This is a genomic window from Allobosea sp. FBZP-16 (assembly GCF_002831785.1).
Classification (GTDB): domain Bacteria; phylum Pseudomonadota; class Alphaproteobacteria; order Rhizobiales; family Beijerinckiaceae; genus Allobosea; species Allobosea lupini.
On the sequence record NZ_LNCQ01000040.1, the window covers coordinates 29620 to 55698 of the forward strand.

At 68.1% G+C, this 26079-nt stretch carries 22 protein-coding genes; 8 read left to right on the forward strand and 14 right to left on the reverse strand.

What is annotated here, in order from left to right; translation table 11 throughout:
- Positions 1–2 precede the first annotated feature (2 nt).
- The 9 genes from CXY91_RS20250 to CXY91_RS20290 all read right to left on the reverse strand — a co-directional run bounded on the left by CXY91_RS20250 (position 3) and on the right by CXY91_RS20290 (position 12584).
- Positions 3–2006: a hydantoinase B/oxoprolinase family protein gene (locus CXY91_RS20250; protein ID WP_100963001.1), complete on the reverse strand. Its 2004-nt coding sequence runs from the start codon at positions 2004–2006 to the stop codon at positions 3–5.
- Between the two features lie 2 nt (positions 2007–2008).
- Complete coding sequence (locus tag CXY91_RS20255; protein WP_100963002.1) at positions 2009–4060, reverse strand: hydantoinase/oxoprolinase family protein; 2052 nt, start codon at positions 4058–4060, stop codon at positions 2009–2011.
- Positions 4061–4150: 90 nt separating this feature from the next.
- Positions 4151–5068 carry a LysR family transcriptional regulator gene (locus CXY91_RS20260; protein WP_100963003.1) on the reverse strand — a complete coding sequence of 306 codons (918 nt, stop codon included), beginning with the start codon at positions 5066–5068 and terminating at the stop codon, positions 4151–4153.
- 145 nt (positions 5069–5213) lie between these two features.
- Positions 5214–6230 (reverse strand): amino acid ABC transporter substrate-binding protein, encoded by a 1017-nt coding sequence (locus CXY91_RS20265; RefSeq protein ID WP_100963118.1) that lies wholly within the window; start codon positions 6228–6230, stop codon positions 5214–5216.
- A gap of 253 nt (positions 6231–6483) precedes the next feature.
- Positions 6484–7347, reverse strand: a complete 864-nt coding sequence (purU, locus tag CXY91_RS20270) for a formyltetrahydrofolate deformylase (protein WP_199777518.1) — start codon at positions 7345–7347, stop codon at positions 6484–6486.
- A gap of 86 nt (positions 7348–7433) precedes the next feature.
- Positions 7434–7964, reverse strand: a complete 531-nt coding sequence (locus tag CXY91_RS20275; protein WP_158673509.1) for a sarcosine oxidase subunit gamma — start codon at positions 7962–7964, stop codon at positions 7434–7436.
- Positions 7965–8058: 94 nt separating this feature from the next.
- Complete coding sequence (locus CXY91_RS20280; RefSeq protein ID WP_100963005.1) at positions 8059–11040, reverse strand: sarcosine oxidase subunit alpha family protein; 2982 nt, start codon at positions 11038–11040, stop codon at positions 8059–8061.
- A complete protein-coding gene (locus CXY91_RS20285; protein ID WP_091830315.1) occupies positions 11037–11312 on the reverse strand; it encodes a sarcosine oxidase subunit delta in 276 nt (91 codons plus the stop codon). The genes CXY91_RS20280 and CXY91_RS20285 overlap by 4 nt, the downstream gene beginning before the upstream one ends.
- Before the next feature lie 21 nt (positions 11313–11333).
- Positions 11334–12584 carry a sarcosine oxidase subunit beta family protein gene (locus CXY91_RS20290; protein ID WP_100963120.1) on the reverse strand — a complete coding sequence of 417 codons (1251 nt, stop codon included), beginning with the start codon at positions 12582–12584 and terminating at the stop codon, positions 11334–11336.
- A 55-nt stretch (positions 12585–12639) separates the two neighbouring features.
- Between CXY91_RS20290 and CXY91_RS20295 the strand changes: the two genes are divergently transcribed.
- The 8 genes from CXY91_RS20295 to CXY91_RS20330 all read left to right on the forward strand — a co-directional run bounded on the left by CXY91_RS20295 (position 12640) and on the right by CXY91_RS20330 (position 20725).
- Positions 12640–13641 carry a GlxA family transcriptional regulator gene (locus tag CXY91_RS20295; protein WP_100963006.1) on the forward strand — a complete coding sequence of 334 codons (1002 nt, stop codon included), beginning with the start codon at positions 12640–12642 and terminating at the stop codon, positions 13639–13641.
- 88 nt (positions 13642–13729) lie between these two features.
- A complete protein-coding gene (locus CXY91_RS20300; protein WP_100963007.1) occupies positions 13730–14551 on the forward strand; it encodes a transporter substrate-binding domain-containing protein in 822 nt (273 codons plus the stop codon).
- A 162-nt stretch (positions 14552–14713) separates the two neighbouring features.
- A complete protein-coding gene (locus CXY91_RS20305; protein WP_100963008.1) occupies positions 14714–15454 on the forward strand; it encodes an amino acid ABC transporter permease in 741 nt (246 codons plus the stop codon).
- Complete coding sequence (locus tag CXY91_RS20310) at positions 15451–16302, forward strand: amino acid ABC transporter permease (RefSeq protein WP_100963009.1); 852 nt, start codon at positions 15451–15453, stop codon at positions 16300–16302. Before CXY91_RS20305 ends, CXY91_RS20310 begins: the two co-directional genes overlap by 4 nt.
- Complete coding sequence (locus tag CXY91_RS20315; protein ID WP_465246881.1) at positions 16299–17057, forward strand: amino acid ABC transporter ATP-binding protein; 759 nt, start codon at positions 16299–16301, stop codon at positions 17055–17057. The genes CXY91_RS20310 and CXY91_RS20315 overlap by 4 nt, the downstream gene beginning before the upstream one ends.
- A 114-nt stretch (positions 17058–17171) precedes the next feature.
- Positions 17172–18782 carry an FAD-dependent oxidoreductase gene (locus tag CXY91_RS20320; protein WP_100963010.1) on the forward strand — a complete coding sequence of 537 codons (1611 nt, stop codon included), beginning with the start codon at positions 17172–17174 and terminating at the stop codon, positions 18780–18782.
- 8 nt (positions 18783–18790) lie between these two features.
- Complete coding sequence (locus CXY91_RS20325) at positions 18791–19957, forward strand: NAD(P)/FAD-dependent oxidoreductase (protein WP_100963011.1); 1167 nt, start codon at positions 18791–18793, stop codon at positions 19955–19957.
- Between the two features lie 78 nt (positions 19958–20035).
- Positions 20036–20725 (forward strand): DUF2161 domain-containing phosphodiesterase, encoded by a 690-nt coding sequence (locus tag CXY91_RS20330; protein WP_100963012.1) that lies wholly within the window; start codon positions 20036–20038, stop codon positions 20723–20725.
- Positions 20726–20745: 20 nt separating this feature from the next.
- Here the strand turns inward: CXY91_RS20330 and CXY91_RS20335 are convergent, their stop codons facing one another.
- From CXY91_RS20335 to CXY91_RS20355, 5 genes are all read right to left on the reverse strand, one after another.
- Positions 20746–21807, reverse strand: a complete 1062-nt coding sequence (locus CXY91_RS20335; RefSeq protein ID WP_100963013.1) for an NAD(P)H-dependent flavin oxidoreductase — start codon at positions 21805–21807, stop codon at positions 20746–20748.
- A 130-nt stretch (positions 21808–21937) separates the two neighbouring features.
- A complete protein-coding gene (locus CXY91_RS20340; protein ID WP_100963014.1) occupies positions 21938–22168 on the reverse strand; it encodes a tautomerase family protein in 231 nt (76 codons plus the stop codon).
- A gap of 29 nt (positions 22169–22197) precedes the next feature.
- On the reverse strand, positions 22198–22908 hold the full coding sequence (locus CXY91_RS20345; protein WP_100963015.1) for an SDR family NAD(P)-dependent oxidoreductase: 711 nt from the start codon (positions 22906–22908) through the stop codon (positions 22198–22200).
- 145 nt (positions 22909–23053) lie between these two features.
- Positions 23054–23989, reverse strand: a complete 936-nt coding sequence (locus CXY91_RS20350) for a LysR family transcriptional regulator (protein ID WP_100963016.1) — start codon at positions 23987–23989, stop codon at positions 23054–23056.
- Between the two features lie 85 nt (positions 23990–24074).
- The gene (locus CXY91_RS20355) at positions 24075–25811 is read right to left on the reverse strand and encodes a Na/Pi cotransporter family protein (RefSeq protein WP_100963017.1); all 1737 of its coding nucleotides are present in this window, start codon (positions 25809–25811) and stop codon (positions 24075–24077) included.
- Positions 25812–26079 lie beyond the last annotated feature (268 nt).

Below are 26079 nucleotides of genomic sequence, written 5' to 3' on the forward strand. Positions count from 1 at the left end.
GGCTATTCGGCCGCCTGCGCGATCGCGGGCGCGTCCTGCCCAACCTCCGGGATCTGCGGATAGTCCCGCCGGACGATGGCGAAGGCCGCCGCAAGATCGAGCTTGCCGGCAGCGTTGCGCATCACAGCGAAGAGCTTGGTCTTGGTGAAGAAGCGCCAGTGGACCGGTAAAGCGGCCAGCAGCCGCGTCAGCGCGGCATAGTTCTCTGCCGTCCAGACCTGCTCGAACGCATCCCGCTCGGGGCCGAAATGGAAATGCGTGCTGTGGGCGCGCGTCTTCAGCTCGGCTCGCAGCGCCGCCGTCGCCTCGTGATCGACGGCGTCCCCCTCGATCACCACGCCATAGAGCGCCCGCGCCGCGTCCAGGCTGACATAGCCGCGCTCGACATCGAGCAAGACCCGCTCCGGCTCGCGCTCCAAGGGCGAGCCGCGCCCGCCGCCGCCTGGCGAATGGATGTGGATCACGTCGCCTGGCTCGGCGATGGCGATGTCGGTATTGCCGAGGATGCGCTCGTTTGGGCGGCCGGGATTGATGATGAAGTTCGAGGTTTCGGCGGAGAGCCCGCCGAGCGTGCCCCACGGCCGGAAATGCGAGCGGTCGCGGTTGCGCACGGTGATGCGCGAGTTCGGCGAGAAGACCTTGAACTCCATCACCGTGGCGAGGCCGCCGCGCCAGCGCCCGGCGCCGCCTGAATCCGGCTGCAGCCCGTAGCGCATGAAGCGGATCGGCACCTCGGTCTCGGTGATCTCGATCGGCGTGTTCTTGAGATAGGCGGCGTCGGCGCCAGAGCCGTTCGGCCCGTCGCGATGCGGCATGCCGCCACCGCCACCGACCACCGGATTGATCGCCGCGATGACGCTGCGATGCGTGGTCTCGTCCGTCGTCATCACGTTGACGATCGAGCTGGAGCCGGCCGGCGCTGCCGGCAGGCGCTCCGGCGCGGCGAGGCTGAACGCCCCGAAGATCAGGCTGCGCAGCCTAGCGCAGGTCAGGCTGCGCATGCCGACCGCCGCCGGAAAGGACGGGTTCAGCACCGTCCCTTCCGGCGCGATGCAGGTGAATGGCCGGGTCAGGCCGGAATTGAGCAGCAGCTGCGGGTTCAGCGTGTAGAGCACGTAGTAGACGCCGACGAGCAGCAGCGTATGGCGCGGGTCGGAGCCGGTCGGGACGTTGAGCGAGGAGCCGAGCTGCGGGTCCGATCCGGTGAAGTCGAGGATCGCCTCGTCGCCCTTGATCGTCAGCGTCAGCGCCAGCCGGCAGGGATTGCCGTCGACGCTGTCCTCGTCGGCATAGTCTGAGAAGGCGTACTCGCCGTCGGGGATCGAGCGCAGGATCTCGCGGGCCTGATGCTCGGCATAGTCCATCAGCCCGTCGAGGCCGTCCATGAAGCCCTTCGCGCCGAACTTGGCGACCATCGCCTGGATCTTGCGCTCGCCGGTGTTGAGCGCGCCGGCCAGGGCCTTGAGGTCGCCCATGTTGAGCGCCGGCTTGCGCACATTCATCATCATGATGCGCAGCACGGTCTCGTCGAAGGCGCCATCGCGCATCAGCGTCATCGGCGGGAAGCGAATGCCCTCCTGATGGATCTCGGTGAGCGAGCGCGACAGGCTCGCCGGCACCGCCCCGCCCATGTCGGTGTTGTGGACATGGCCCCCGACGAAGCAGACGATCTCGCCTTCGTGGAAGATCGGCTTCCACAGATGCGTGTCAGGCGCGTGGGTGGCGAGATAGCCGCTATAGGGGTCGTTGGTGAAGGCGATGTCGCCCGGGCGATACTCCGGTACCATCTCGATGGCGCGGTTGTAGTTCATGCCCGGATACCAGGTCGCGCCGAGGTCCATCGGCACGGCGACGACGCGCCCGGTGCGGTCCATCACCATCACCGTGAAGTCCTCCGTCTCCTTGACGAAGGTGGAATGGGCCGTGCGGTAGAGCGTGTAGGCCATGTTCTCGGCGGCGGCCCGGCAATGATTGGCCAGGACCTGCAAGGTGACCTTGTCGACCATGATCAGGCTCCCTCGCGCAGGATGAGATGCAGGTTGAGGAAGGCGTCGACCTTCGCCTCGAAACCGGCGGGTATGCAGATCGTGGTGTCCTCCTGCGCCACCACGGCCGGGCCGGAGAAATGCTGGCCGCAGCGCAGCGCCTCGCGGTGGAAGAGCGCGACCTCGCGCTCGGCGCCGTCGAGCCAGACCGTGATGGAGCGCGCCGGGACCGCCGCCTCGTCGACCGCTTCGCTCGCCGGGGCGAGTTCGGGCCGCGGCGTCGCGCCGGTGACGACGAGGCGCAGATTGACGATCTGGACCTCGGCCGCCTCGTCGTTGAAGTCGTAGATGGCAAGATGCTGGCGATGGAAGGCGGCACGGGTCGCGGCGAGATCGCCCTCCACCAGCCAGCTCTCGGAGAGAGGCACCTCGATCTCGAAGGACTGACCATGATAGCGCATATCGGCGCTCAGGGCTTCGACGACGGGGCCGGTAAAGCGCTGGTCCTCGCGGATCCAGGCGAGCCCGTCGCGCTTGAGCTGTGCCAGCGCCGCGCGCAGCTGCGACAGTGAGGCCGGCTCCGCCGCGGCGAAGACGCTCTGGATGAAATCGCCCTTCAGATCGGCGATCAGCCCGCCGAGCGCGCTGACGACGCCGGGGCGGCGCGGCACGAGCATGCGGGGTATGCCGAGCTCGCGCGCCAGGAAGCAGCCGAGCATCGGCCCCGCGCCGCCGAAGGGCATCAGCGCGAAGTCGCGCAGGTCGACGCCGTAGCGGGCGACGAGCTTGTTGACCTCGACGAACATCTCGGAGACGGCGATGGCGATGATCGCCTCGGCGGTCGCCTGGGCGCTGCGGCCGAGCATCGCTGCGACCTCGCCGACGACTTTCTGCGCGAGTTCGCGGCGCATCCCGATCTGGTCGTAGGCGAGGGCGGTGTGGCCGAGGAAGCCGCAGGTCGCCATGGCGTCGGTGACGGTGGCGCGGGCGCCGCCGCGGCCATAGCAGGCGGGGCCGGGCGTCGATCCGGCGCTTTCGGGGCCGACCTTGAGCACGCCGAAAGCGTCGGCCCAGGCGATCGAGCCGCCGCCGGCGCCGATCGAGGTCACCGAGACGCTGGGGACATAGAGTGGGAAGTCGCCGACGACCTCGCCGGTGCCGAATTGCGGCTGACCCTCGATGATCAGGGCGAGGTCGGCGCTGGTGCCGCCGATGTCGAGGGTGAGGATGTTCCTGGCGCCGGCCTGCTCGGCGAGATAGGCCGCGCCGATCACGCCCGAGGCCGTGCCGGAGAGCAGCATGTTGACGCAGGCGCGCTTGCCGGTCGCGGCGTTCATCACCCCGCCATTCGACTTGGTCAGCATCGGGCCGGCTGGCACGCCGCGCGAGGAAAGCGCCTCCTCGAGCGCGTCGAGATAGCCGCAGACGCGCGGATGGACATAGCCGTTCAGGATCGCGGTCGTGGTGCGCTCATATTCACGGATCACCGGCCAGACTTCGCTGGTGCTGAAGACGAAAAGCTCCGGCGCGAGCTCGGCGATCAGCGCCCGCGCTTCCGCCTCAAGGGTGGGATTGCGATAGGCGTGCAGGAAGGAGACGATCACGCCATCGACGCCGCGCGCCTCGAGCGTCATGACGGCCTCCGCAATAGCCTCGCGGTCGAGCGGTTCGGCGATGCTGCCATCGGAGAGGATGCGTCCACCGACGCCGAAGACGCGGTCGCGCGGGATGAGCTGGTCCGGGCGGGCGCAGAACAGCGAGTACATGTCGGGCATGCGCAGGCGCGCCAGCTCGATCACATCCTCGAAGCCGGCGGTGGTGATCAGCCCGAGCCGGCTGCCCTTGCGCTGGATGATGGTGTTGATGCCGACCGTGGTGCCGTGGACGAAGGAGACGATCTCCTCCGGCGGCACGGCATGTCGCTCGTTCAGCAGGTCGAGCCCGGCGAGGAGTTCGCGGCCCGGCGCGTCTGGTGTCGTCAAAACCTTGATGGTTTCGACGCGGCCGCTGCCGGTCTCCAGCGCGCAGAAATCGATGAAGGTGCCGCCGATGTCGACGCCGATACGCCAGCTCATGATGCGCCTGTTGGTAAAAGGACAGGCCAGTCTTGGCGGCGGTGCGCCCGAGGGTCCAACACCAAAACCGCGCTGCCGGATAAGCCGGCCTTATGCCTCGGTTGCTGTGGGCGCAGGCTGGTCGAGATCGAGCTGCCGGCAGGCGGTACGGATATGGTTGCGCAGCAGCTCATGGCTGCGCGAGAGCGGCCGGCGCGTGCTGGTGAGCAGGCAAAGCGGCAGGGCGACATGCGGCCGGAACGGGCGCGTCACCAGGCCGGGGAAATTGTGCCAGGGCAGGAGGCCGTCGACCACGGCGACGCCGAGCCCCTGCTGCACGAAGGCGAGAGCGATGATCGAGACGTCGATCTCCATCTCCGGCCGGAAGGGCAGCCCTTCCTTAGCCAGCGCGTCGCGCAGCAACTGCCCGGGCAGGGATTCGGCGCGGTAGGAGATCAGCGTCTCGCCATCGAGGTCCTCGGCGCCGACGGCATCGCGCTCGGCCAAAGGATGCCCGGCTGGCAGCACGCAGACGACGCGGGTGTAGCCGACCACCTCGGTCTCGATGAAGGGCGTCGGCTGGTCCATCATGGCGATGCCGAGCCCGGCCTGGTCGCGGTCGAGCATGGTCAGGATGACTTCGGCTGGCACGACATAGGAGCGCACGCGCGTGTTCGGATGCGCGGCGCGGAAATGGCGGAGCGCCTCGGGAACGAAGGAGAGGGAGGGCGGGGCCGAGGCGGCGAGGCGCACGAGCCCGGCCTTGCCGTGGCGCAAATCGCGCGTGCGCCGCCTGAGCATTTCAAGGTCGCCGAACAGGCGCTCGACCTCGGGGTAGATCTCCTCGGCTTCCGGCGTCGGGATCAGCCGGCCCTTGACGCGCAGGAACAGCTTGAAGCCGAGCTCGTCCTCGGTGTGCAGCAGGATCTGGCTGAGCGCCGGCTGCGATACCGCGAGCGCCTCGGCGGCGCCGGTCAACGTTCCGCAGCGCATGACCATGCGAAAGACTTCGATCTGGCGGGCACGCATGGCGTGATCCTAGCGCGCTTTCCGTTCAGCCGGAATCGGCTGAACGGAAAGAATTCGCGCAAAATCAGAAAGTTGCGCCGCCGCGGCGACTGTCAGCTGTCGCCACGGCGCTCCGGCGCGGCGCGATCTTTGCCGGAGTGACCGCTCAGCGGATCGGCGGGGCGTATTGCAGGCCGCCCTTGCTCCAGAGGTCGTTCTTGCCGCGGGCGATCTTGAGCACCGAGCCGGCACCGACGCTGCGCTCGAAGGCTTCGCCGTAATTGCCGACCTGCTTGACGATCCGGTAGGCCCAGTCGGGCGTGAGACCGATCGCCTCGCCGAACTTGCCGTCCTTGCCGAGCAGCCGCCTGATCTCGGGGTTGGTCGAATTCAGCTGCTGATCGACATTAGCCTGGGTCACGCCGAGCTCTTCGGCATTCACCATGGCGAAATGCACCCATTTCACCAGGTTGAACCAGTCGTGGTCGGCGCTGCGCACCACCGGCCCGAGCGGCTCCTTCGAGATCAGCTCGGGCAGGACGATCGCATCGTCCGGCTTCACCAGCTTGAGCATGAGCGCGTAGAGCGCCGAGGAATCGTCGGTGAGGGCGTCGCAGCGTCCGGATTCGAAGGCCTTGATCGCCTCGTCGCCCTTGTCGAAAGTGACGGGCTCGTACTTGATGTTGTTCTGGCGGAAATAGTCGGCGACGTTGAGCTCGGTCGTCGTGCCCTGCTGCAGGCAGATCGACGCGCCGTTTAGCTTGAGCGCGGAATCGACGCCGAGCTTCTTCTGAACCAGGAAGGCCTGGCCGTCATAGTAGTTGACGCCGGCGAAGGCCAGGCCGAGCGAGGTGTCGCGCGCCATCGTCCAGGTGCTGGTGCGCGACAGGAGGTCGACCTCGCCCGACTGGAGCGCGGTGAAGCGGTCCTTGGACGAGAGCGGCGTGAACTTGACCTTCTTCGGATCGTTGAAGACGGCAGCCGCGATGGCGCGGCAAAGATCGACGTCGAGGCCATGCCATTCGCCCTTCTCGTCCGGCAAGCCGAAGCCGGCGAGTCCTGGACTGACGCCGCAGATCAGTTCGCCGCGGCTCTTGATGATGGACAGGGTGGATTTCTGAGCCTGGGCCTGCGCGAGTGTCGCTGAGGCGCAGAGAAGGGCAGCGGCGAGTAGGCGCTTCATGGCGGTCCCCTTGTTTGCGGCGAAGATGTCTGCCGCCGCCAACATGCCGCCTCACTGCAAGAACGATCTGCCGTTCTCTATCTTCGCACACGCACAAATCGCCGTGATGCAGTGCCCGCTCGGCAGGGTATCGGGCGTGGGTTTGCGCGAACGCTTCGATGAGCTGCGGGTCCTCGCGCCGCTGCCGGCTCTCGACAGCGGCTGGGCCGGAGCTTGGCGCACAGCGAAGCTCCGGCCGCACCGAGGCTCCAAATCAATCGGTGAAGACGACGGCCTTCCTGCCGTTGAGCAGCACGCGATCTTCCAGGTGGTAGCGCACCGCCCGGGCCAGCACGCGCCGCTCGATGTCGCGGCCCTTGCGCACGAGGTCGTCCGGCGTGTCGCGATGGCTGATGCGCTCGACGTCCTGCTCGATGATCGGCCCTTCGTCGAGATCGGAGGTGACGTAATGCGCGGTCGCGCCGATCAGCTTCACCCCGCGCTCATGCGCCTGATGATAGGGCTTGGCGCCCTTGAAACCGGGCAGGAAGGAATGGTGGATGTTGATGCAGCGCCCCGAGAGCTTGGCCGAGAGCCCGTCCGACAGGACCTGCATATAGCGGGCGAGCACGACGAGATCGCTTTGCGTCTCCTGGATCAGGTGCCAGAGCTCGGCCTCCTGCTCCATCTTAGTCTGCCGATTGACCGGCAGGTGATGGAAGGGCAGGTCGCCGAGATCGGTCGAGGCGATGTGCTCGCGGGCATGGTTCGAGACGATCGCGGTGATCTCCATCGGCAGTTCGCCGATGCGCCAGCGGTAGATCAGGTCGGCCAGGCAATGGTCGAATTTCGAGACCAGCAGCAGCACGCGCTTGCGGCCCGCGGCATCGCGCAGCGAGACGGTCATCTTGAAGCGTGCTGCCAGCTCGTCGACGAGACCCTGAATCTCGGCGGCGCTGCGCGCGCCTTCGAGCCGGTCGAACACCACCCGCATGAAGAAGCGGCCGGTTTCGAGGTCGTCGAACTGCTGCGCGTCGCGGATGTTGCAGCCGGCCTCGGCGAGCAGCGTCGAGACGGCAGCGACGATGCCCGGCCGATCAGGGCAGGACAGAGCGAGGATCATCGGAGAATCGGACATGTGACGGATCGGCCCGCTCGCGCGGGTCCCTGAACAATGAGAATGGGGAAAGGTCGGCGGAAGGGACGGCGCGCGGCGCGCTGCCGTCAACCTCGGCCGGTGGAGCGATCGATGGAAATCTGGCAGCCGAATTCGGCCGCGGAGGCGGCGAACCAGGACCAGAAGCTTCCCACCATGCTGCGTGCGACCATGATCTCGAACACGGATCCATCCGGCCCGTCAGCGAGCCGCCAGAGATGCACACCGATATGCGCGATGCTTGTCAAGGCGGTATCGCCGACCGCGAAGGCGGCGGGATGCAGATCGAGCATCACGCCCTTGGCCAGAATGTCACGGACGCGTGGGCCGCTAAGCCGCATCGCGGCGCGCGCATCGCTCTGGTCGCTGACCGCCGCCTGAGCCGAAAGCGACTCCAGGAGGCTGCCGAAAGCGTCGCGCGTGGCGGCACGCAGCAGCCACTGATCGGGGCCGGACCAGATCGCGTCATGCGCGGCGCCCGAGGCGATCTTCGGCGTCGTCGGCAGCGCGATGCCCAGCCGCGCTTCCACGGTTTGCGACAAGGCCGCGGCCCCGCCCGGCGCGGCGATCAGCGTCGCCAGGCCGAAGCCGTCGAGCAAGTTCGCGGTGACGCCGGCTGCACCGGCCACGCCGATCTGGCCGGCCTGCGCGATGCCGGCCCAGGCGCTGCGCGGCGCCCATGAACGCGCTGTCTCAGCCATGGAGGCGGGCTCCTTCGGGATCGACGAAGACAGGCGAGCAGATCTCGACGACGACGTCGCCATTGCGCACCGGGTCATAGGCGCGCACGCGCTCGCCGATGCGGGCAGCTCCGCCCTTGATCAGTCCGAGCCCCATCCAGTGATTTAGGTGCGGGGAGTAGGCGACCGAGGTCATGTAGCCCTCGTCGTTCTCCATCACGCCCGGCTTGCCGATACCGATGAAATGCGCGCCGGCGCGCAGGCGCTGGGAGGGATCGACCGGCTTGAAGCCGACGAAGGCAGGCCGGTCCGGCTCGACCAGGGCCTGCCGACCCGCCATCAGCCGGCCGACGAAATCCTTCTTCGACGACATCATCTTGCCGAGCCCGAGATCGCGCGCCGTGGTCTGGCCGTTGAGCTCGTTGCCGGCGACATGGCCCTTCTCGATGCGCATCACGCCGAGCGCCTCGGTGCCATAGGGCGTGATGCCGAAGGGGGTGCCCGCCTGCATCAGCGCCCGCACCGTCGCATCGCCATAGTCGGCGGGAACGGCGAGCTCGTAGGCGAGCTCGCCCGAGAAGGAGATGCGAAAGAGCCGCGCCGGGATGCCGCCGCCGACCGTGACGGCGCGCGCCGCGAGATAGGGGAAGGCCTCGTTCGAGAGATCGTGCTCGCGGTCGACCACACCACGCAGGGTCTCGCGCGCCTTCGGCCCCGCGATGGCGACCTGCGCCCATTGCTCGGAGACCGAGACCATGCGCACGTCCAGCTCCGGCCACAGCACCTGATGGCAGAATTCGAGATGCTGCATCACCTTGCCGGCATTGGCGGTGGTGGTCGTCATCAGGAAATGCGTATCGCCGAGGCGCGAGGTCGTGCCGTCATCCATGACGAAGCCGTCCTCGCGCAGCATCAGCCCGTAGCGCGCCTTGCCGACCGGCAGCGCTTTCCAGCCGTTGATATAGACGCGTTCCAGAAACTCGGCGGCGTCGGCGCCCTGGATGTCGATCTTGCCGAGCGTCGAGACGTCGCAAAGGCCGACGCCGGCGCGCACCGCCTTGACCTCGCGGTTGACCGTCGTCAGCCAGTCGGCTTCGCCGGAGCGCGGATAGTATTGCGCCCGCAGCCAAGGCCCGCTCTCGACGAAGATGGCACCTTGCTCCTTCGACCAGTCATGCGTCGGTGCGAGCCGGATCGGCCTGAAATCCTTGCCGCGATGATGGCCGGCGAGAGCGCCGATCGCGACCGGCGTATAGGGCGGGCGGAAGGTGGTGGTGCCGGTCTGCGGGATCGTCCGGCCGGTCTGCTCGGCCATGATGGCGAGGCCGGAAAGGTTCGAGGTCTTGCCCTGGTCGGTCGCCATGCCGAGCGTGGTGTAGCGCTTGAGATGCTCGACCGGCCGGAAGCCCTCGCGGGCGGCGAGCTCGACATCCTTGTCGGTGACGTCGTTCTGGTAGTCGACGAAGGCTTTTCCCTTGCCGCCGGACACCCGCCAGACCGGCGAAAGCCCGTTTGTCTCGGGGTCGGTCGTCGGGATCGGCTCGGCCGACTTGGCGGCGAAGCCAGCTTCGACAGCCGCCTCGTTCCCCAACCTCGCGCCGTCCTCCAGCGCCTGCGCCAGGGTGAAACGCCCGGCAGCGCTGCCGGCGACCGCGAGTCCCGCAGGGACGGTTCCCGGCACGAAACATTGTAGGCTCTCGTCCCAGGCCGGCTTGCCGTTCTGGTGCGAGGTCAGGTGCAGCGTCGGATTCCAGCCATTGGAGACGGCGAGCAGGTCGCAGGACAATTCGCTCACCGCGCCCGAGGCATCGCGGATGGTGACGCCGCTGAGCTGCCGCCCGCCACGCGCGCCCGTCACGGCGCCGCCGGCGAACAGCCGCGCGCCGAGCTTGTCGGCGAGCGCCTTGCGGACGGGATCGGCGGGGCGGGAATCGACGATCGCCGCGACCTTGCCGCCAGCCGCGGCGATATCGCGCGCCGTCGTCCAGCCATCGTCGCCGGCCGTGAACAGCACGGTTTCGCGGCCGGGCAGGACGCCATGGCGATTGACGTAAGTCCGCACCGCGCCGGCCAGCATCACGCCGGGCCGGTCATTGCCTGCGAAGACGATCGGCCGCTCCAGCGCGCCGGCGGCGAGGATCGCCCGCCTGGCATGGATGCGCCAGCCGCGCTGGCGTGGCTGATGCGCCGGCGGCTGCGGCAGGTGATCGGCGACGCGCTCGACCGCGCCGTAGATCCCGTGGTCATAGAGCCCGAACACGGTGGTGCGCGGCATGATCCGCACTTCCGGCAGGCTTTCGAGCTCGGCCAGCGTCGCGGCGAGCCATTCGGAGGCTGGCTTGCCGTCGATCTCGCGCTTCTCGGCCAGCAGCCGTCCACCGAGCCGGAAATCCTCGTCGCAGAGGATCACGCGGGCGCCGCTGCGCCCGGCCGCCAGCGCAGCGGAGAGACCGGCCGGCCCGCCGCCGATCACCAGCAGGTCGCAGAAGGCGAAGGCCTTCTCGTAATGGTCCGGATCTTCCGCTCCGGCGGCGCGTCCGAGGCCGGCGGCGCGCCGGATCAGCGGCTCGTAGAGCTTTTCCCAGAAGGAGGCCGGCCACATGAAGGTCTTGTAGTAGAAGCCGGCGACGAGGGCCGGCGAGATCAGCCCGTTGATCGAGAGCAGGTCGAAGGCGAGCGAAGGCCAGCGGTTCTGGCTCGCCGCCTCCAGCCCGGCGAACAGTTCGACCACCGTGGCGCGGGTGTTGGGCTCCCGCCGCGCGCCGGAGCGCAGTTCGACCAGCGCGTTCGGCTCCTCTGGCCCGGCCGAGAGGATGCCGCGCGGGCGATGATATTTGAAGGAGCGGCCAACCAGGCGCACGCCGTTGGCGAGCAGCGCCGAGGCCAGCGTGTCGCCGGCATAGCCGCGATAGGAGGCGCCGTCGAAGCTGAAATCCAGCGGATGACCGCGATCGATCAGGCCGCCGGAGGCGAGGCGGAAAGGCTGGGTGCTCATGCCGCCGCTCCCGCCTTGCGCGCCTTCGCCGGCTCGACCGCGGTGATCGCATGGTTGCGGGTGTCGCGGGTCACCACCAGCCAGGCATGACAGCCGGCGCCGTGATACCAGAGCTCGCGATGGACGCCGGCCGGGTTGTCGCGCTGATAGACGTAATCGGCCATCGCGGCCTCGCTCGCCGCCATGCCTTCGGGGCGCTGCAGATCGGCGGCGCCGAGATAGCTGAATTCCTGGGCGTCGCGCGCGCCGCAGTGGGGACAAGTGATGCGCATGGGATCCTCGGCAGCGCGCGGTCAGTGCAGGTTCGGCTGGGCGCCGGCGCCCTTTTCGTCGATCACCCGCCCGGTGGCGAAGCGGTCGAGCCGATAGGCGGTGGCGACCTCGTGCGGCTGGCCCGTCGCGATCAGATGGGCGAAGCAGAAGCCCGAGGCCGGCGTCGCCTTGAAGCCGCCATAGCACCAGCCGGCATTGAGATAGAGCCCGTCGACCGGCGTCGTATCGATGATCGGCGAGCCGTCCATCGACATGTCCATGACGCCGCCCCAATGGCGCAGCATCCGCACCCGGCCGAGGCCGGGCCACAGCGCCATCGCCGACTCCATCACGTCCTCGATCACCGGCAGGTTGCCGCGCTGGGCGTATGAGTTGTAGCCGTCGATGTCGCCGCCGAAGACGAGGCCGCCTTTGTCGGACTGGCTGATGTAGAAGTGCCCGGCGCCAAATGTGACGACGCAGTCGATCAGCGGCTTAAGCCCTTCCGAGACGAACGCCTGCAGGACATGGGTCTCGATCGGCAGGCGCATTCCGGCCATCGCCGCGACGCGCGACGAGTTGCCGGCGACCGCCATGGCGATCTTCTTCGCTCGGATTGGCCCCCGCGAGGTCTCGACGCCGATCGCGCGCCCGCCGGACATGGTGATGCCGGTGACCTCGCAGTTCTGGATCATGTCGACGCCGCGGCTGTCGGCGGCGCGGGCGAAGCCCCAGGCGACGGCATCGTGCCGGGCCGAGCCGCCGCGGCGCTGCAGCAGGCCGCCTTGGATCGGGAACCGCGCATTCTCGAAATCGAGATAGGGCAGCATCGCCCGGACCTGCTCGCTGCCGAGCAGTTCGGCATCGACCCCGGCGAGCCGCATCGCGTTGCCGCGCCTAGCGAAGGCGTCGCGCTGGGCATCGGAATGGTAGAGGTTCAAGACGCCGCGCTGGCTGACCATGGCGTTGTAGTTCAGGTCCTGCTCCAGCCCTTCCCAGAGCTTCATCGAGAGCTCGTAGAACGGGGTATTGCCCGGCAGCAGGTAGTTCGAGCGGATGATCGTGGTGTTGCGGCCGACATTGCCGGAACCGAGATAGCCCTTCTCCAGCACCGCGACATTGGTGATGCCGTGCCGGCTGGCGAGGTAATGCGCCGTCGCCAGGCCATGGCCGCCGCCGCCGATGATGATCACGTCGTATTCGGGCTTCGGCGCGGGATCGCGCCAGGCCGGAGTCCAGCCCTTGTGGCCCTGGAGCGTCTGGGACAGCAGCGAGAAGATGGAATAGCGCATCATTGGGTCCGGGCGGTCTTGTCATCAGGAGATTGACCGACATAGGCTCGCCGACATGCTCGATAGCGACATCAGATTGCCTGATAGCGACGACAGCGCGCCGACCCATGTCGGCTTCCTGCTGATCCCAGACTTCGCGTTGCTGCCTTACGCCTCGGCGATCGAGCCCCTGCGCGCCGCCAACCGCCTCTCGGGCCGGCCGCTCTATCGCTGGAGCCATGTCTCGATCGACGGCGCCGCGGCGCCGGCCTCGAACGGCGTCGCCATCGCCGCCGATGCCAGCGTCGGCGCCGATCTCAGGCTTGACTATCTCTTCGTCTGCGCCGGCGGCAATCCGGCCCTATTCCATCACCAGCCGACCTTCGCCTGGCTGCGTCAGCTCGCGCGGCGCGGCGTGAAGATCGGCGGCGTCTCGGGCGGCCCCTATCTGCTGGCGCGCGCCAACCTGCTCTCCGGCTATCGCTTCACCATCCACTGGGAGCACGCGCCGGCTTTCCTCGAGGAATATCCCGATCTCGACCTGCGGCGCTCGCTCTACGAGATCGATCGCGACCGGCTGACCTGCAGCGGCGGCACGGCGCCGCTCGACATGCTGCACGCCGTGATCGCGCGCGAGCACGGCAGCGAGCTCGCGCTCGCGGTCAGCGAATGGTTCCTGCAGACCCATGTGCGGGAAGGGGCGGGGCCGCAGCGCATGCCGCTGCGCGAGCGGCTCGGCATCGCTCATGCGCCCTTGCTGCGCGTGATCGCCCGCATGGAGCAGACCATCGAGACCCCAGAGTCGCGCGAGGGCCTCGCTCGGCTCGCGAACGTCTCGCTACGCCAGCTCGAGCGGCTGTTCCGCCAGCATCTCGGCCGCTCGCTCGGCGAGCACTATCTCGCCTTGCGCCTCGACCGCGCCCGCGACCTCCTGCGCCAGACCAGCCTCTCGATCCTGGAGACGGCGCTCGCCTGCGGTTTTGCCAGCGCCAGCCATTTCTCGCGCAGCTATCGCGAGCGCTTCGGCCATCCGCCACGGACCGAGCGTGTGCAGGAGGTCCGCCCGGCTCGCCGCTGAGAGTCAAGAAAGCGTCGCATCCAGTCAAATCTATGCGCCGATCCACCCGAAGCTAGGGCTTCATAAGAAAACAAGGGGATCGCGACCGATGAAACGATTGACCGCCCTGGCATTCGCACTCGCCGCCACGCTTGCCGCCGTGCCGGCCTTCGCGCAGGACACGCTCGCCAAGATCAAGGAAAAGGGCGTCCTCACCGTCGGCGTCAAGAACGACTACAAGCCCTGGGGCTTCCTCGATCCGTCAGGCAAGATCGTCGGCCTCGAGATCGATCTCGCCCAGGAGGTCGCGAGCAAGATCGGCGTCAAGCTCGAGATGGTGCCGGTGATCGCCGCCAACCGTATCGAGTTCCTGCGCCAGGGCCGCATCGACATGATCCTGGCGACGCTCGGCGACACGCAGGACCGGCGCAAGCAGATCGGCATGATCGAGCCGAACTACTATGCGGGGGCCACCAATGTGCTCGCGCCCAAGAGCGCCGGCCTGAAGAAGTGGGAAGACCTCAAGGGCCGCAAGGTCTGCGCCGTGCAGGGCGCCTACTACAACCGCCGCGTCTCGCAGATGTATTCGCCGGAGATGGTGGTGTTCCCCTCGGTGCCGGACGGGCTGAATGCGCTGCTCGGCAACAACTGCGTCGCCTTCCTGTTCGACGACACGCTGATCGTCTCGACGCTCTCGGGCGGCGATCCGAAATGGGCGAATTACGAGATGCCGCTGGTCTCGGAGGATCCGCAGCTCTGGGCGATCGGCGTGCGCCTCGACGATCTCGACGGTGCCTTCGGCAAGCTGATCAAGGACATGTCGGTCGACTGGCACAAGAGCGGCAAGCTGCTCGCGCTCGAGACCAAATGGGGCATCAAGCAGAGCCCCTATCTGATCGAGACCAACAAAAAGCTGAAGTCCGGCTCGTAGGCGAAGGAGCGTTGGTCACACCCTCGCCGTCATCCCGGACGGAGCGCGGCGGAGAGCCGGGATCCATGCCCGAGCCTCTTTCGCCCGCGCTCCGGCGTGGATCCCGGGTCTCCCTTCGGTCGCCCGGGATGACGGTGTGGCCAGCGATGGGCCGATGACACCATGATCGCCGCTTTCTTCGAGCGCCTGAACGAGGTCCACGGCCTCAACTTCTCGATCTTCTACGACGCCTTCGACCGCTCGCGCTTCCTGACCGGGCTGTGGACGACGACCTATATCTGCGTCGTCTCGATCCTGGCCTCGCTCGCGATCGGACTGCTCGGCGTCTGGGTCGCCGGCAGCACTTCGCGGCTCGGCCGGCTCGTGGTGCGGGGGTACGTCCAGTTCTTCCGCAACACGCCGCCTCTGGTGCAGCTCTCCTTCTTCTATTTCGCCGTCGGCGGCCTTCTGCCGACGGTGTCGGACGGCTTCGGCGGGCAGTCGCCGCTGGTCAGCGGCACCGGCTGGGCGATCATCGCATTCTCGCTCTTCGCTGGCGCCTTCAACGTCGAGATCTTCCGCGCCGGCATCGAGGCTGTGCCGGAGACGATGGTCGAGGCGGCGGAATCGCTCGGCTACACCCGCTTCCAGCTCTGGCGCCAGATCGTGCTGCCGCTCGCCTTCCGCATCTGCCTGCCGGCGCTCAACAACAACCTCGTCAACCTGGTGAAGACCACGACGCTCGCCTACGCCATCGGCGTGCCCGAGCTGCTCTATGCGGCGTCGCAGATCTGGTCCGAGGTCTTCAATGTCCGCGAGATGATGAACGTGCTGCTCGTCGTCTATGTGCTGCTCGTCGCGGTGCTGGTCTGGGTGATGCATCGCTGGGAGCGGGCCATGCGCATTCCCGGATACATGCCATGAAGACCGCCGCGACCGATCTCCCAGTGCTGAAACCCTTCCGCGCGGCGCCGATCGCGCCGAGCGGGCTCGCTGCGCCGATGATGCTCAGCGCCGGGCTCACAGCCGGCGTCGCCATCGTCTTCGCCGCCTCGCTCGCGGTAGCGCAGGCGACGGGGCCGACTGCCCGGGATAGCGCCGTCATCATCCTCCTGCGCTGGGCGCCGCTGATCTTCCAGGGCTTCCTGTTCAACCTGCTGATCAGCGTCCTCTCCATGGCGCTCGGCACCGCGGTCGGCGTGCTGTTCGGCATCGGCCAGGTCTCGCCCTCGGCCATCATGCGCCAGCCGTCATGGGCGGCGACGCAGTTCTTCCGCAACGCGCCCTGGCTCGTGCTCTTGTTCTACGCGATGTTCCTTCTGCCCTTCGAGATCAGGCTCGGGCCGGTCACCATCGCCTTCCCGGCCTGGGTCAAGGCGATCATCGGTCTGGCGCTTCCCGTCGCGGCGAATGTCTCGGAGATCGTGCGCGGCGGCATCCGCTCGATCCCCTCGGGCCAATGGGAATCGGCCGAGGCGCTCGCCTTCACCCGCCGCCAGACGATGTGGATGATCATCCTGCCGCAGGCGGTCAAACGCATGCTGCCGCCGTGGATGAACCTCTACGCCATCCTGACCATGGCGACGACGCTGATCTCGGTCGTCGGCATCCAGGACGGGCTCACCATCACCCGCGCCGCCCTCGTCGCCGAGAGTCGGCCGGAGCTGATGCTGCCGATGTACCTGCTGCTGCTGCTGATGTTCTTCGCCTATTGCTACCCGATCGCGCGCCTGACCATGGCGCTCGAACGCCGCTTCAACGTGAAGGGATGATCATGGCTGCCAGGCATGAACTCGGCGAGCCGGTCGTCGTCGTCGAGGGCGTCGAGAAGGCCTTCGGCGCCTTCATGGTGCTCAAGGATGTCAGCCTCACCATCCGCCGCGGCGAGACCGTCTGCATCATCGGCCCCTCGGGCTCGGGCAAGTCGACGCTGCTGCGCTGCATCAACGCCCTGGTGCCGATCAGCAAGGGCTCGATCACCGTCGCCGGACGGCAGGTCAACGATCCCGCTTTGGACAAGCTGGCGCTGCGCCGCGATGTCGGCATCGTCTTCCAGCAATACAATCTCTTCCCGCACAAGACGGCCCTTCAGAACGTCATGATGGCGCCGATCCATGTGCTGAAGCAGGACCCTGCCGAGGTCGGGGAGCGCGCCAGGCGCCTGCTCGCCAAGGTCGGGCTCTCGCACAAGCACGATGCCTATCCGGGCGAACTCTCCGGCGGCCAGCAGCAGCGCGTCGCCATCGCCCGCTCGCTGGCGATGAACCCGAAGGTGATGTTGTTCGACGAGGTCACTGCCGCGCTCGATCCCGAGACCAAGAAGGAGGTGCTTGTCGCCATCCGCGACCTCGCGGCGGAGGGCATGACCTGCATCCTCGTCACCCATGAGATGGGCTTCGCCCGCGAGGTGGCGGATCATGTCTACTTCACTGATGGCGGCGTCATCGTCGAGCATGCGGCGCCGGCCGAGTTCTTCGGCGCACCGCGCGAGACGCGCACCCGCGCCTTCCTCGAACAGGTGCTCTGAGCTGGCAGGTCCCTCGGCCCGGATGTCGCGTCCCGGCCGGTCGATGTCGCAAACCGGCCGGCTCCGCCAGGCGCCGGCGCCAAGAATGAGCCCAGTCATTCGAAAGCGCAGACCATGACCGTCCCGGCCTCCGATCCCAAATCCGTCACCGGCAAGCAGCTCGCCATTGCCGAGAGCGTCGATGTCCTCGTCGTCGGCGCCGGCCCTGCCGGCCTCGAAGCTGCCATCGGCGCGGCGGCGCGGGGCTTTGGCGTCTTGCTGGTCGACGAGAACCCGGTGCCGTTCAAGACGATGGGCGACGACGTCCCCTTGCATTTCGGCCAGGGCATGGCCGCCAACGCCCGCAACCGCAACGCCATGATGGAGACCTTCGTCGCCTCCGAGCCGCGGATCGCCGAGGCGTTCGAAGCCGGTGTCGATCTGCGTCTCGGCACGGCCTGCTGGGGGCTCTATGCCAACGGCCCGGCGCTCGGCTGGATGCCGGGCCTCGTCGCCGGCCTCGCCGACGACGAGAGCAGCATCCTCGTCCAGGCCCGGCACGTCATTTTGGCCTGCGGCCGCCGCGACATGGGCCTCGGCTTTCCCGGCTGGGAAAAGCCCGGCGTGATGGGCGCCACCGCCGCGCTCAATCTCGCGACGCGCTACGACGCCTTCGGTCCCCGCACCGTCGTCGTCCTCGGTTCGAACACGGAGGCCCTGACCACCGCGCTCGCCTTGCGTGAGGCGGGCGTCACGATCGCCGCCATCGTCGAGCAGGCGCCCGAACCGATCGGCGACGCGGATTTTCTGGCGAAGCTCCGCGCCGGCGGGACCGAAATCCTGTCCGGCCATGTCGTGCGCGAAGCGATCGGCCGCGATGGCGTCGAAGCGGCTGTCGTCGCGAGGCTGGACGGGGAGGGCCGCCCGGTTGGCGAAGAGCGCGCCATCGCCTGCGACGGCATCGTATTGGCGGTGGGAGCCACGCCCGTCATCGACCTGATCGACGCAGCCGGCTGCAAGGTCGCGTTCCAGGCCGAGCGTGGCGGCTATGCGCCTGTGCTCGACGCGAACCAGCGCACCAGCCTCGCCAATGTCTACGCCGTCGGCGACTGCGCCGGCCTCTGGGCGGCCAAGACGCGCGACCGCGCCATCGCAGAGGCGGAGGCGGCCCGCGCTGTCGTGGCGCTTGGGGAGGACATCGCCAGTCCGACAGCCGCAGCGCCGCCTGTGCCGGACTATGACATCTCCGCCTATCGTCTCGCCTGGGTCAGGGCGAGCGTGATCGAGGCCCGGGCCGAGTTCCATGTCTGCCAATGCGAGGAGGTGACGGCGCGCGAGATCCTGGAAGTCCGCCCGCCGCGCTATCTCGACTGGCAGAACGAGCGCCGAAATGACCGCTCGCTCTCGGCGCTGCTCGGCGAGGGCCCGCCCAATCCCGATCAGGTCAAGCGCCTGACCCGCGCCGGCATGGGGCCGTGCCAGGGCCGACGCTGCCGCGAGCAGGTCGCAGCCCTGCTGGCGCTCGGCGCGGCGCAGCCGCTCTCGGCGATCCCGCTCGCCGGCTATCGTGCACCAGTCCGGCCGATGCCGCTGGCGATGACCGCCCTTGTTCCCGAGGCGCCCGAGCAGGCCGAGCATTGGGACACCTGGTTCGGCATGCATGCGCAATGGGTGCCGTTCTGGGAGGTGCCGGCGCGCTACACCGTCGCTGGCAATGACGCGACCGGCCCCGTCGCGAGCGAGTGAGAGCTGTCATGAGCGAGATCAAGGGAGCTTCGGTCGTCATCGTCGGCGGCGGCGTCACCGGCCTCTCCGCAGGCTGGTGGCTGGCGCGCGATGGCGTCGACGTGCTGGTGCTGGAGAAGGGGCTGATCGGCTGGGAGGCATCGGGCCGCAATGGCGGCGGCTGCTCGCACCATCATTCGCCGCTCTTCGCCGAGGAGCAGCGGCTCTGGCCGATCATGGACGAGTTGCTCGGCTACCCCACGGAGTTCCGGGGCGAGCGTGTTCGCCTTGCCGCGAGCGAGCACCAGATGGCGCTCTATGGCCGCGCCTTGCGCAATGCCGCGCGGCAGGGCTTCGAGTCCGAGGTGCTCGACGTCAAGCAGGCCAAGGAACTGGTGCCGCTGGCAGGCGATACCGTCGTCGGCGGCTATCACTACAAGTTCGGCGGCCATGCCAATCCGCACCGCACGCTGCAGGGCTACGCCTGGGCGATGCAGGACCATGGCGGGCGCATCTTGCAGCACACCACCGTCTCCGGCTTCCGGACCGAGGGCGGCCGGGTCGTCGCGGTCGAGACCGATCGTGGTGAGATCGGCTGTGACAGCCTCGTGCTCGCCGCCGGCCCGCAGACCGGGCGTCTTTCCGCCATGCTCGGGCAGGAGGTGCCGGTGCAGTCGGCCCGCTGCGAGATGATCGTGACCGAGCCGCTGCCGCTGATGCCGCTCGGCGGCGTTGACGGCTGCGGGCTCTATGGCCGACAGACCCTGCGCGGCAACCTTGCCTATGGTGGCGGGCCGCATGAATGGCTGGCCATGGCGGAGGAGGGCACGCTGCCTAAGCCGACCACGCCGCTGATGCTGCATATGGGCCGGAGGCTTGCCGAACTGCTGCCGAAGGCGTCGCATGCCCGCATCATCCGCTCCTGGGCCGGGGTGATCGAGAACACGCCGGATGGCCGGCCGGTGATCGACCGGCTCGCCTCGCAGGCCAATGTCGTGGTCGCGACGCTGTCGAGCGTCGGCTTCGGCCTCTCGCCCGCGAGCGGGCGGGCGATCCGCGACCTCATCATCGACGGCGCCTGCGGCTTCGCCGACATCTCCAGCTTCGCACTGGCGCGCTTCGCCGAGCTGGAGCCGAACTGGCGTGAATTGCAGGGCTGGCAGGTGACCGCTGCGACCGAGGCGGTGGCGGCTTAGGACGGGCTCCGGCGTCCGCGTTCGGCACTTCGAAACGTCTTGCTACCATCATGGTGCGAGTCGTCCGGAGAGCCCCGCGTGGAAACCACCCTCTACCCGCCCGTCAAGCGCTTCCTCGAGGAACTCGGCTATGCCGTGAAGGGTGAGATCGGCCGCTGCGACCTCGTCGGCCTCAGGGAAGGCGATCCAACGGTGGTGGTGATTGGGGAACTGAAGCTGGCCTTCAATCTGGAACTGATCCTGCAGGGCGTCGACCGACTGCGCCTCGGCGACGAGATCTGGCTGGCGGCGCAGCTCTCGGCCCGGGGCAAGGGCCGGGAGAGCGATCCGCGCTATCGCGATCTCTGCCGCCGGCTGGGCTTCGGCCTGCTCGGCGTCAGCAGCACGGGGCGCGTCGAGGTTCTGGTCTCGCCGGTCGCGCCGACGCCGCGCAAGAACGCCAAGGCCCGCTCGCGGCTGGTCGACGAGCACCGACGGCGCAAGGGCGACCCCGCTGCCGGCGGCAGCACGCGCCGGCCGATCATGACCGCCTATCGCCAGCAGGCGCTCGCTTGCGCCGCGGCGATGAGCACGGCGCCGCAGCGCCCGCGCGACCTCAAGCCGGCATGCCCCGACGCCCAGAAGATCCTGCACCGCAACGTCTATGGCTGGTTCGAGCGCGCCGAGCGTGGCGTCTACGGGCTGACCGAGGCCGGCCGCAGCGCGCTCGCGCGGTGGGGCACGAACGTTCCGCCGGTCGAGACCGAGCGCAGTAGGCTATCGGCTTAAGCAGCGCGCAACGGGCTCCATCAACCGTCCAGCCCCGCGAGCATCCGCGTCAGCGCCGCCGCCGACATCGGCCTGGCGAGCGGGAAGGATTGGCCGGCCCAGAGCAGGGTGAAGTCGTCGCGGCCGGCAGCTTCCGCAGCACTGCGCAGCGGTCCCAGCGCCGTGCCGGCGGTCGGGAAGGCCGGCGCGAGCTCTGAGATCGGGCCGAGCTCCGTCATGGCGCGGTTGACGATGCCGCGCGCCGGCCGGCCGGTGAACAGGTTGGTGAGCGCGGTCGGCCGCTCGCTCATGCGGAGCGCCTTGCGGTAGATCGGCGAGATCTTGGCCTCGGCCTCGGGCGTGAACAGATAGGCGGTGCCGACCTGGACGGCCGCCGCTCCGAGCGCAAAAGCAGCCTCAACCCCGCGCCGGTCGGTGACGCCGCCGGCGGCGATGACCGGGACCGGCACGGCATCGACGACCTGCGGCACCAGTGCGAAGGTCCCGAGCTGTTCGGATATCCGGTCGTTCAGGAAGATGCCGCGATGGCCGCCGGCCTCGGCGCCCATGGCGATGACCGCGTCGACGCCGTGGTCCGCGAGCCAGCGCGCCTCGGGCACGGTCGTGGCGGAGGCGATGATCCTGGCGCCGGTTCGCTTCACCCGCTCGAACAGGTCGGGCGCTGGCAGGCCGAAATGGAAGCTGACGATCTCGGGGCGGTACTCTTCCACCACGCTCGCCAGGCCTGCGTCGAAAGGCGTGCGTCCGCTCGGCGTCTTCGGCATGTTCGGGTCGAGCCCGGCCTCGGCATAGTAGCCGGCGAGGCGGTCGAGCCAGGCAGCCTGACAGGCCGGGTCATCGGCCGGGGGCGTGTGGCAGAAGAAGTTGACGTTGAACGGCCGTCGCGTGCCGGCCCGCACCGTGTCGAATGCGGCCCGCAGGCCCGCCGCATCGTACTGCGCGCCGGCCAGCGAGCCGAGCCCGCCGGCTTCGCTGACGGCGATGACCATTTCGGGCGTGCTCGCGAGGGCCATCGGTCCCTGGATGATCGGCAGCTCGATGCCGAAGAGGTCGAGCAGGCGCGCTTGTGCGGTGCTGGTCATGGTTGTTCCTCGCGGAGGCAGAGCCGGTCGGCGCTAGAGTCCGGCCCTGCTCGCCGATTGCAAGGTGAAGCTCAGCGCATCCGAGGTGCAGGATTGGGCGGGACGCGGTTCGAGACCGCTGGTGGCGAGATCAGCGCGCCGCGCGCCGATTGCGGTAGTCCGCAACGGGCAGGCCGCCCCAGCCCCAATTGTCGAGCTCGACCTCCTCGATCACGACGAAGGTCGCCTCGAGCGGCTTGTTCAGCACATCGAGCAGGAGCTGGCTGGCACCGGCGATGAGCCTGGCCTTCTCCTCAGGCGTGACTGAGGTGCGGCCCGGGCCGGAGCCCTCGCGGGTGACCTGGATGGTGACGATCGGCATGGAAAACTCCTATCGGGTTGCGCGTTGCGTCAGTGGCCGGCGCTCTGTCCGCCGTCGACATGCAGGATCTCGCCGGTGACGAAAGGGGCGCTCTCCAGGAACAGCACGGCATCGACGATGTCCTTGACCTCGCCCAAGCGCTTGACTGGATGCAGATTGGCCAGGAATTCATGCGTCTGCGGCGCGTGCATCGGCGTCTTGATGATGCCGGGCGAGACTGCGTTCACGCGGATGCCTTGGGTGGCGTATTCGATCGCCAGCGCCTTGGTCGCCGAGTTGATGCCGCCCTTGGTCAGGTTGGCGAGCACGGTCGGGACGCCCGCGACGGCCTGGTCCGTCAGGCTGGTGGTGATGCTGACGATGTGGCCGGAGCCCTGCGCCAGCATGGCGCGGGCCGCCTGCTGGGTGATGTGGAAGAAGCCGGCGAGATTGGTCGCGATCTTGGCCTGGAAGTCCTCGGCCGTGTAGTCGATGAAGGGCTTGGCGATGAAGATACCGGCATTGTTGACCAGCGTGTCGACGCGTCCGAAGCGGGCCATCGCCTCCCTGACGACTGTCTCGGCGGTCGCCGGATCGGCGATGTCGCCGGGGACCGCAAGGATGTCCGGGTCGCTGCCCTGCGTCATCGAGCGCGACGTCGCGACGACGCGATAATTGCGGTCGCGGAACCCCTTGACCAGTGCGGCGCCGATGCCCTGCGAGGCACCGGTGACGATGGCGACCTTCCGTTCGTTGCTCATGATAGATCCTCGTTGCTTCGGCAGCGAGCGGATGTGCCGCTGCCCGGCCATTGGCCTGATGACGAGGAATCTGGAGTGTTTCGCGTTGCAGCTGAATGCCCGTTGGTCGGCAGGCATTCAACCGCCGCGCGGAAGAATAGGCGGTTCAGGACCGCTTTACAGCCAATTCGGCCGAGAGCCGCGCGAAGTCGGCGCGCAAGCGCGGCACGGCGAAGTCGAGAAAGGCCCGGACCTTGGGGACGTTCGAGCGGCCCTGCGGCATGACCAGGTTGACGGGGCGGGGCGGCGGCTCGGCATCCCGCAGCAGGAGCTCGAGCGAGCCGTCCTGCACGCGTTCGGCGACATGGTAGGTGAACAGCCGCGTGACGCCGAGCCCGCCGACCGCAGCGCCCAAAGCCGCCCTGACGCTGTTGACGGTGAGCCGCGGCCTGAACTGGACGGAGCGGGATACGGAGCCCCCCTTCGCCGGCGGGAAGACCCAGGAATCGCGCCCGAAATCGGTGCAGGCGATGATGCTGTGACTTGCCAGGTCTCCCGGCTCGTTGATACGCGGCTGCTGGCTGAGATAGCGGGGCGAAGCTGCGACGACCGTCCGGACTTCGCCGCCGATACGGATGGCCGTCATCGCGGAATCCGGCAGGTCGAGGATACGCAAGGCGATATCGATGCCTTCCTCGACCAGATTCGCGCCACGCGAGAGCAGGACGAGGTTGACCGAGACGGCCGGAAAGGCCGCGATGAAGGCGTCGACGATCGGGCGCAGGATCTCCTCGCCGCTGATCGGCGGCGCGGTGATGGTCAAGGTGCCGCGAGGAGCGGCCTGCTCGCCGGCGCCGACCGCTTCCAGTTCCTGCAGGTCCGCAAGCAAGCGGCGGCAGATATTGGCATAACGCTCGCCGGTTTCGCTCAGCCGGATCGAGCGGGTCGTCCGGTGCAACAGCTGCGCGCCGGCCTGCTGTTCGAGAAAAGCGACGGCCCGGCTGACGGCGGCCGGTGAGCGGCCGAGCAGGCGTCCCGCTCCGGCGAGGCTGCCCTCGTCCAGAGCGGCGATGAACACTTTCATCGCGTCGATGCGATCCATGGTGCCCCCGAGCCTCGGGCCTTAAGCTCGGTCAAACCGGGAGGCTGTCAAGCGCAGGCGGCGCCAGCCCAAGGCAGTGCCGGTCTCAGGCCGGCTTCTGCGGCAAAGCGAGGCCGTAGCCGTCAGCCACGCCGGGCTGCTCCTTGGCCGGTTGCTCGCCAGCCCTGCGCAGCCTGGTGTCCCTGAGCTCGTCGGCGGCCTCCAGGATCGGGTAGGCGATCGAGGTGATGTGGCCGTGGATGCGCTTCAGGTCGCGCAGCACGTCGAGATGGATCGAGGATGTCTCGAGCGATTGCGTCACCCCGCTGCGCAGGCGTTCGTAGTGCTTCTCGGTCGCCATGCGCTCGGCGACGCGCATCTCGCTCTTCTCGTCGAAGAGCTGGCGGGCGAGGCCGATATCGCGCGTGGCCAGCACATTCAGCGAAAGCTGCAGGCTGTGGCTGACCTGCCTGTGGAAATCGCGGATCTCGGCTAGGCCTTCCTCGGAGAAGCGGTAGCGCTTGCGGATCTTCTTCTCGGCGAGCTCGCGCAGGTTCTTGTCGATGATGTCGCCGATATGCTCGAGATTGGTGGTAGCCGTAATGATCTCGAACAGGCGTCGGCTGTCCTCCTCGCCGAGCGGATGGCGAGAGAGCTTGACGAGATAGAGCTTGATCGCCTCGTGGATCGCGTCGACGCCGTCATCGGCGGCCGCGATCTCGCGCGAGAGGGCGAGCTTGTCCTGCTCCAGCAGGACCTGCAGGTCCTTCAGCATGGCGCCGACACGGTCGCCCAGATGCAGCGTCTCTCGCATCGCGCTGGCTAGGGCTTCGGGCGGGCTGTCGAGCAGGCCGGCGTCGAGATAGAGCGGCCGATTGCGCTGCTCGGCTTCGGGCTTGGCCGGGGTCAGGCGCGTCACCAGTGCCGCGATCGGCTGGACGAAGGGCAGGAAGGCGATGGCGCCGATGATGTTCAGCGCCAGATGGATTTCGACCGCCAGGCGCGACGGGTCATGCGACAGCGCCGAGAACCAGACGGAGAGCGGCTTGGCGAAAGGGATGACGACCAGCGCGATGATCATGCGCGTCAGCAGGTTGGCGAGCGCGACGCGGCGCTGCACCACGGGCGCGCCGAGCTGGTCGAGCACCGGCACCAGCGCATTGCCGAGATTGGCGCCCACGATCAGGATCAGCGCGGTCGGTGCCGGGAACAGCCCGCCGGCCCAGAACGAGGCGATCAGGAGGACGATGGCGAGACTGGAATGGGTCAGCCAGGTCGCCGCGACGGTGATCCCGACGGCGAGCAGCGGCTCGCTCGCCAGCGCCTCGAACACCGAGCGGAACACGGGCGATTGCGCCAGCGGCGCCGAGGCGGTCTTGAGCTCGGCGAGCGAGAGCAGGATCAGGCCGATGCCGACGATCAGGCGCCCGATATTGCGGGCGCGGTTCATCGCTTCGTTGGCGAGGTAGAGCGCGACGCCGACGGAAAGGCAGGCGCCCCAGAGCCAGCCGAGATCGAAGGAGATCACAAAGGCGGCCATCGCTGTGCCGACATTGGCGCCGAGCAGCACGGCGAAGGCCATCGGCAGGCCGATCAGCGCCTGGCCGGCGAAGGAGGAGAGCAGCAGCGTCGTCGCCGTCGAGCTTTGCAGGATCAGCGTCACCACCGCCCCGCTCGCCATCGCCGAGACGCGGTTGCCGGCGAAGCGGGCGAGGCCCTGCCGCAGCGAGGGGCCGAAGGCCCGCGTCGCGCCCGTCCGCACCAGCCTGACCGCCCAGATCAGCAGCGCCACCGAGCCGGCGAGGTGGATCAGGATGGACGTGGTGCTGTCTGCGGCGTTCATCGTGGGGTGGGCGCTCCTTCAGGCGAGATTCGGAGAGGTCAAGCGGCTGATTATGCCGCCAAGTTCGTTAGCCGTCTTATAAAATCGACGGCGGAAATGGTCTACTTCTTACGCATATCGAGCGGGACGGAGCAGAAGGCGGTCGATGCGCGATCACAAACGCGCTGGCCGGCTATGATCCACCGAGCCTGCAATTGGCGTGCGTGGTCGTCCACGACACGCGCTGACGAAGCGGTCTGGCTAGCTGGTCAGTGTGGAAGAATTGCGG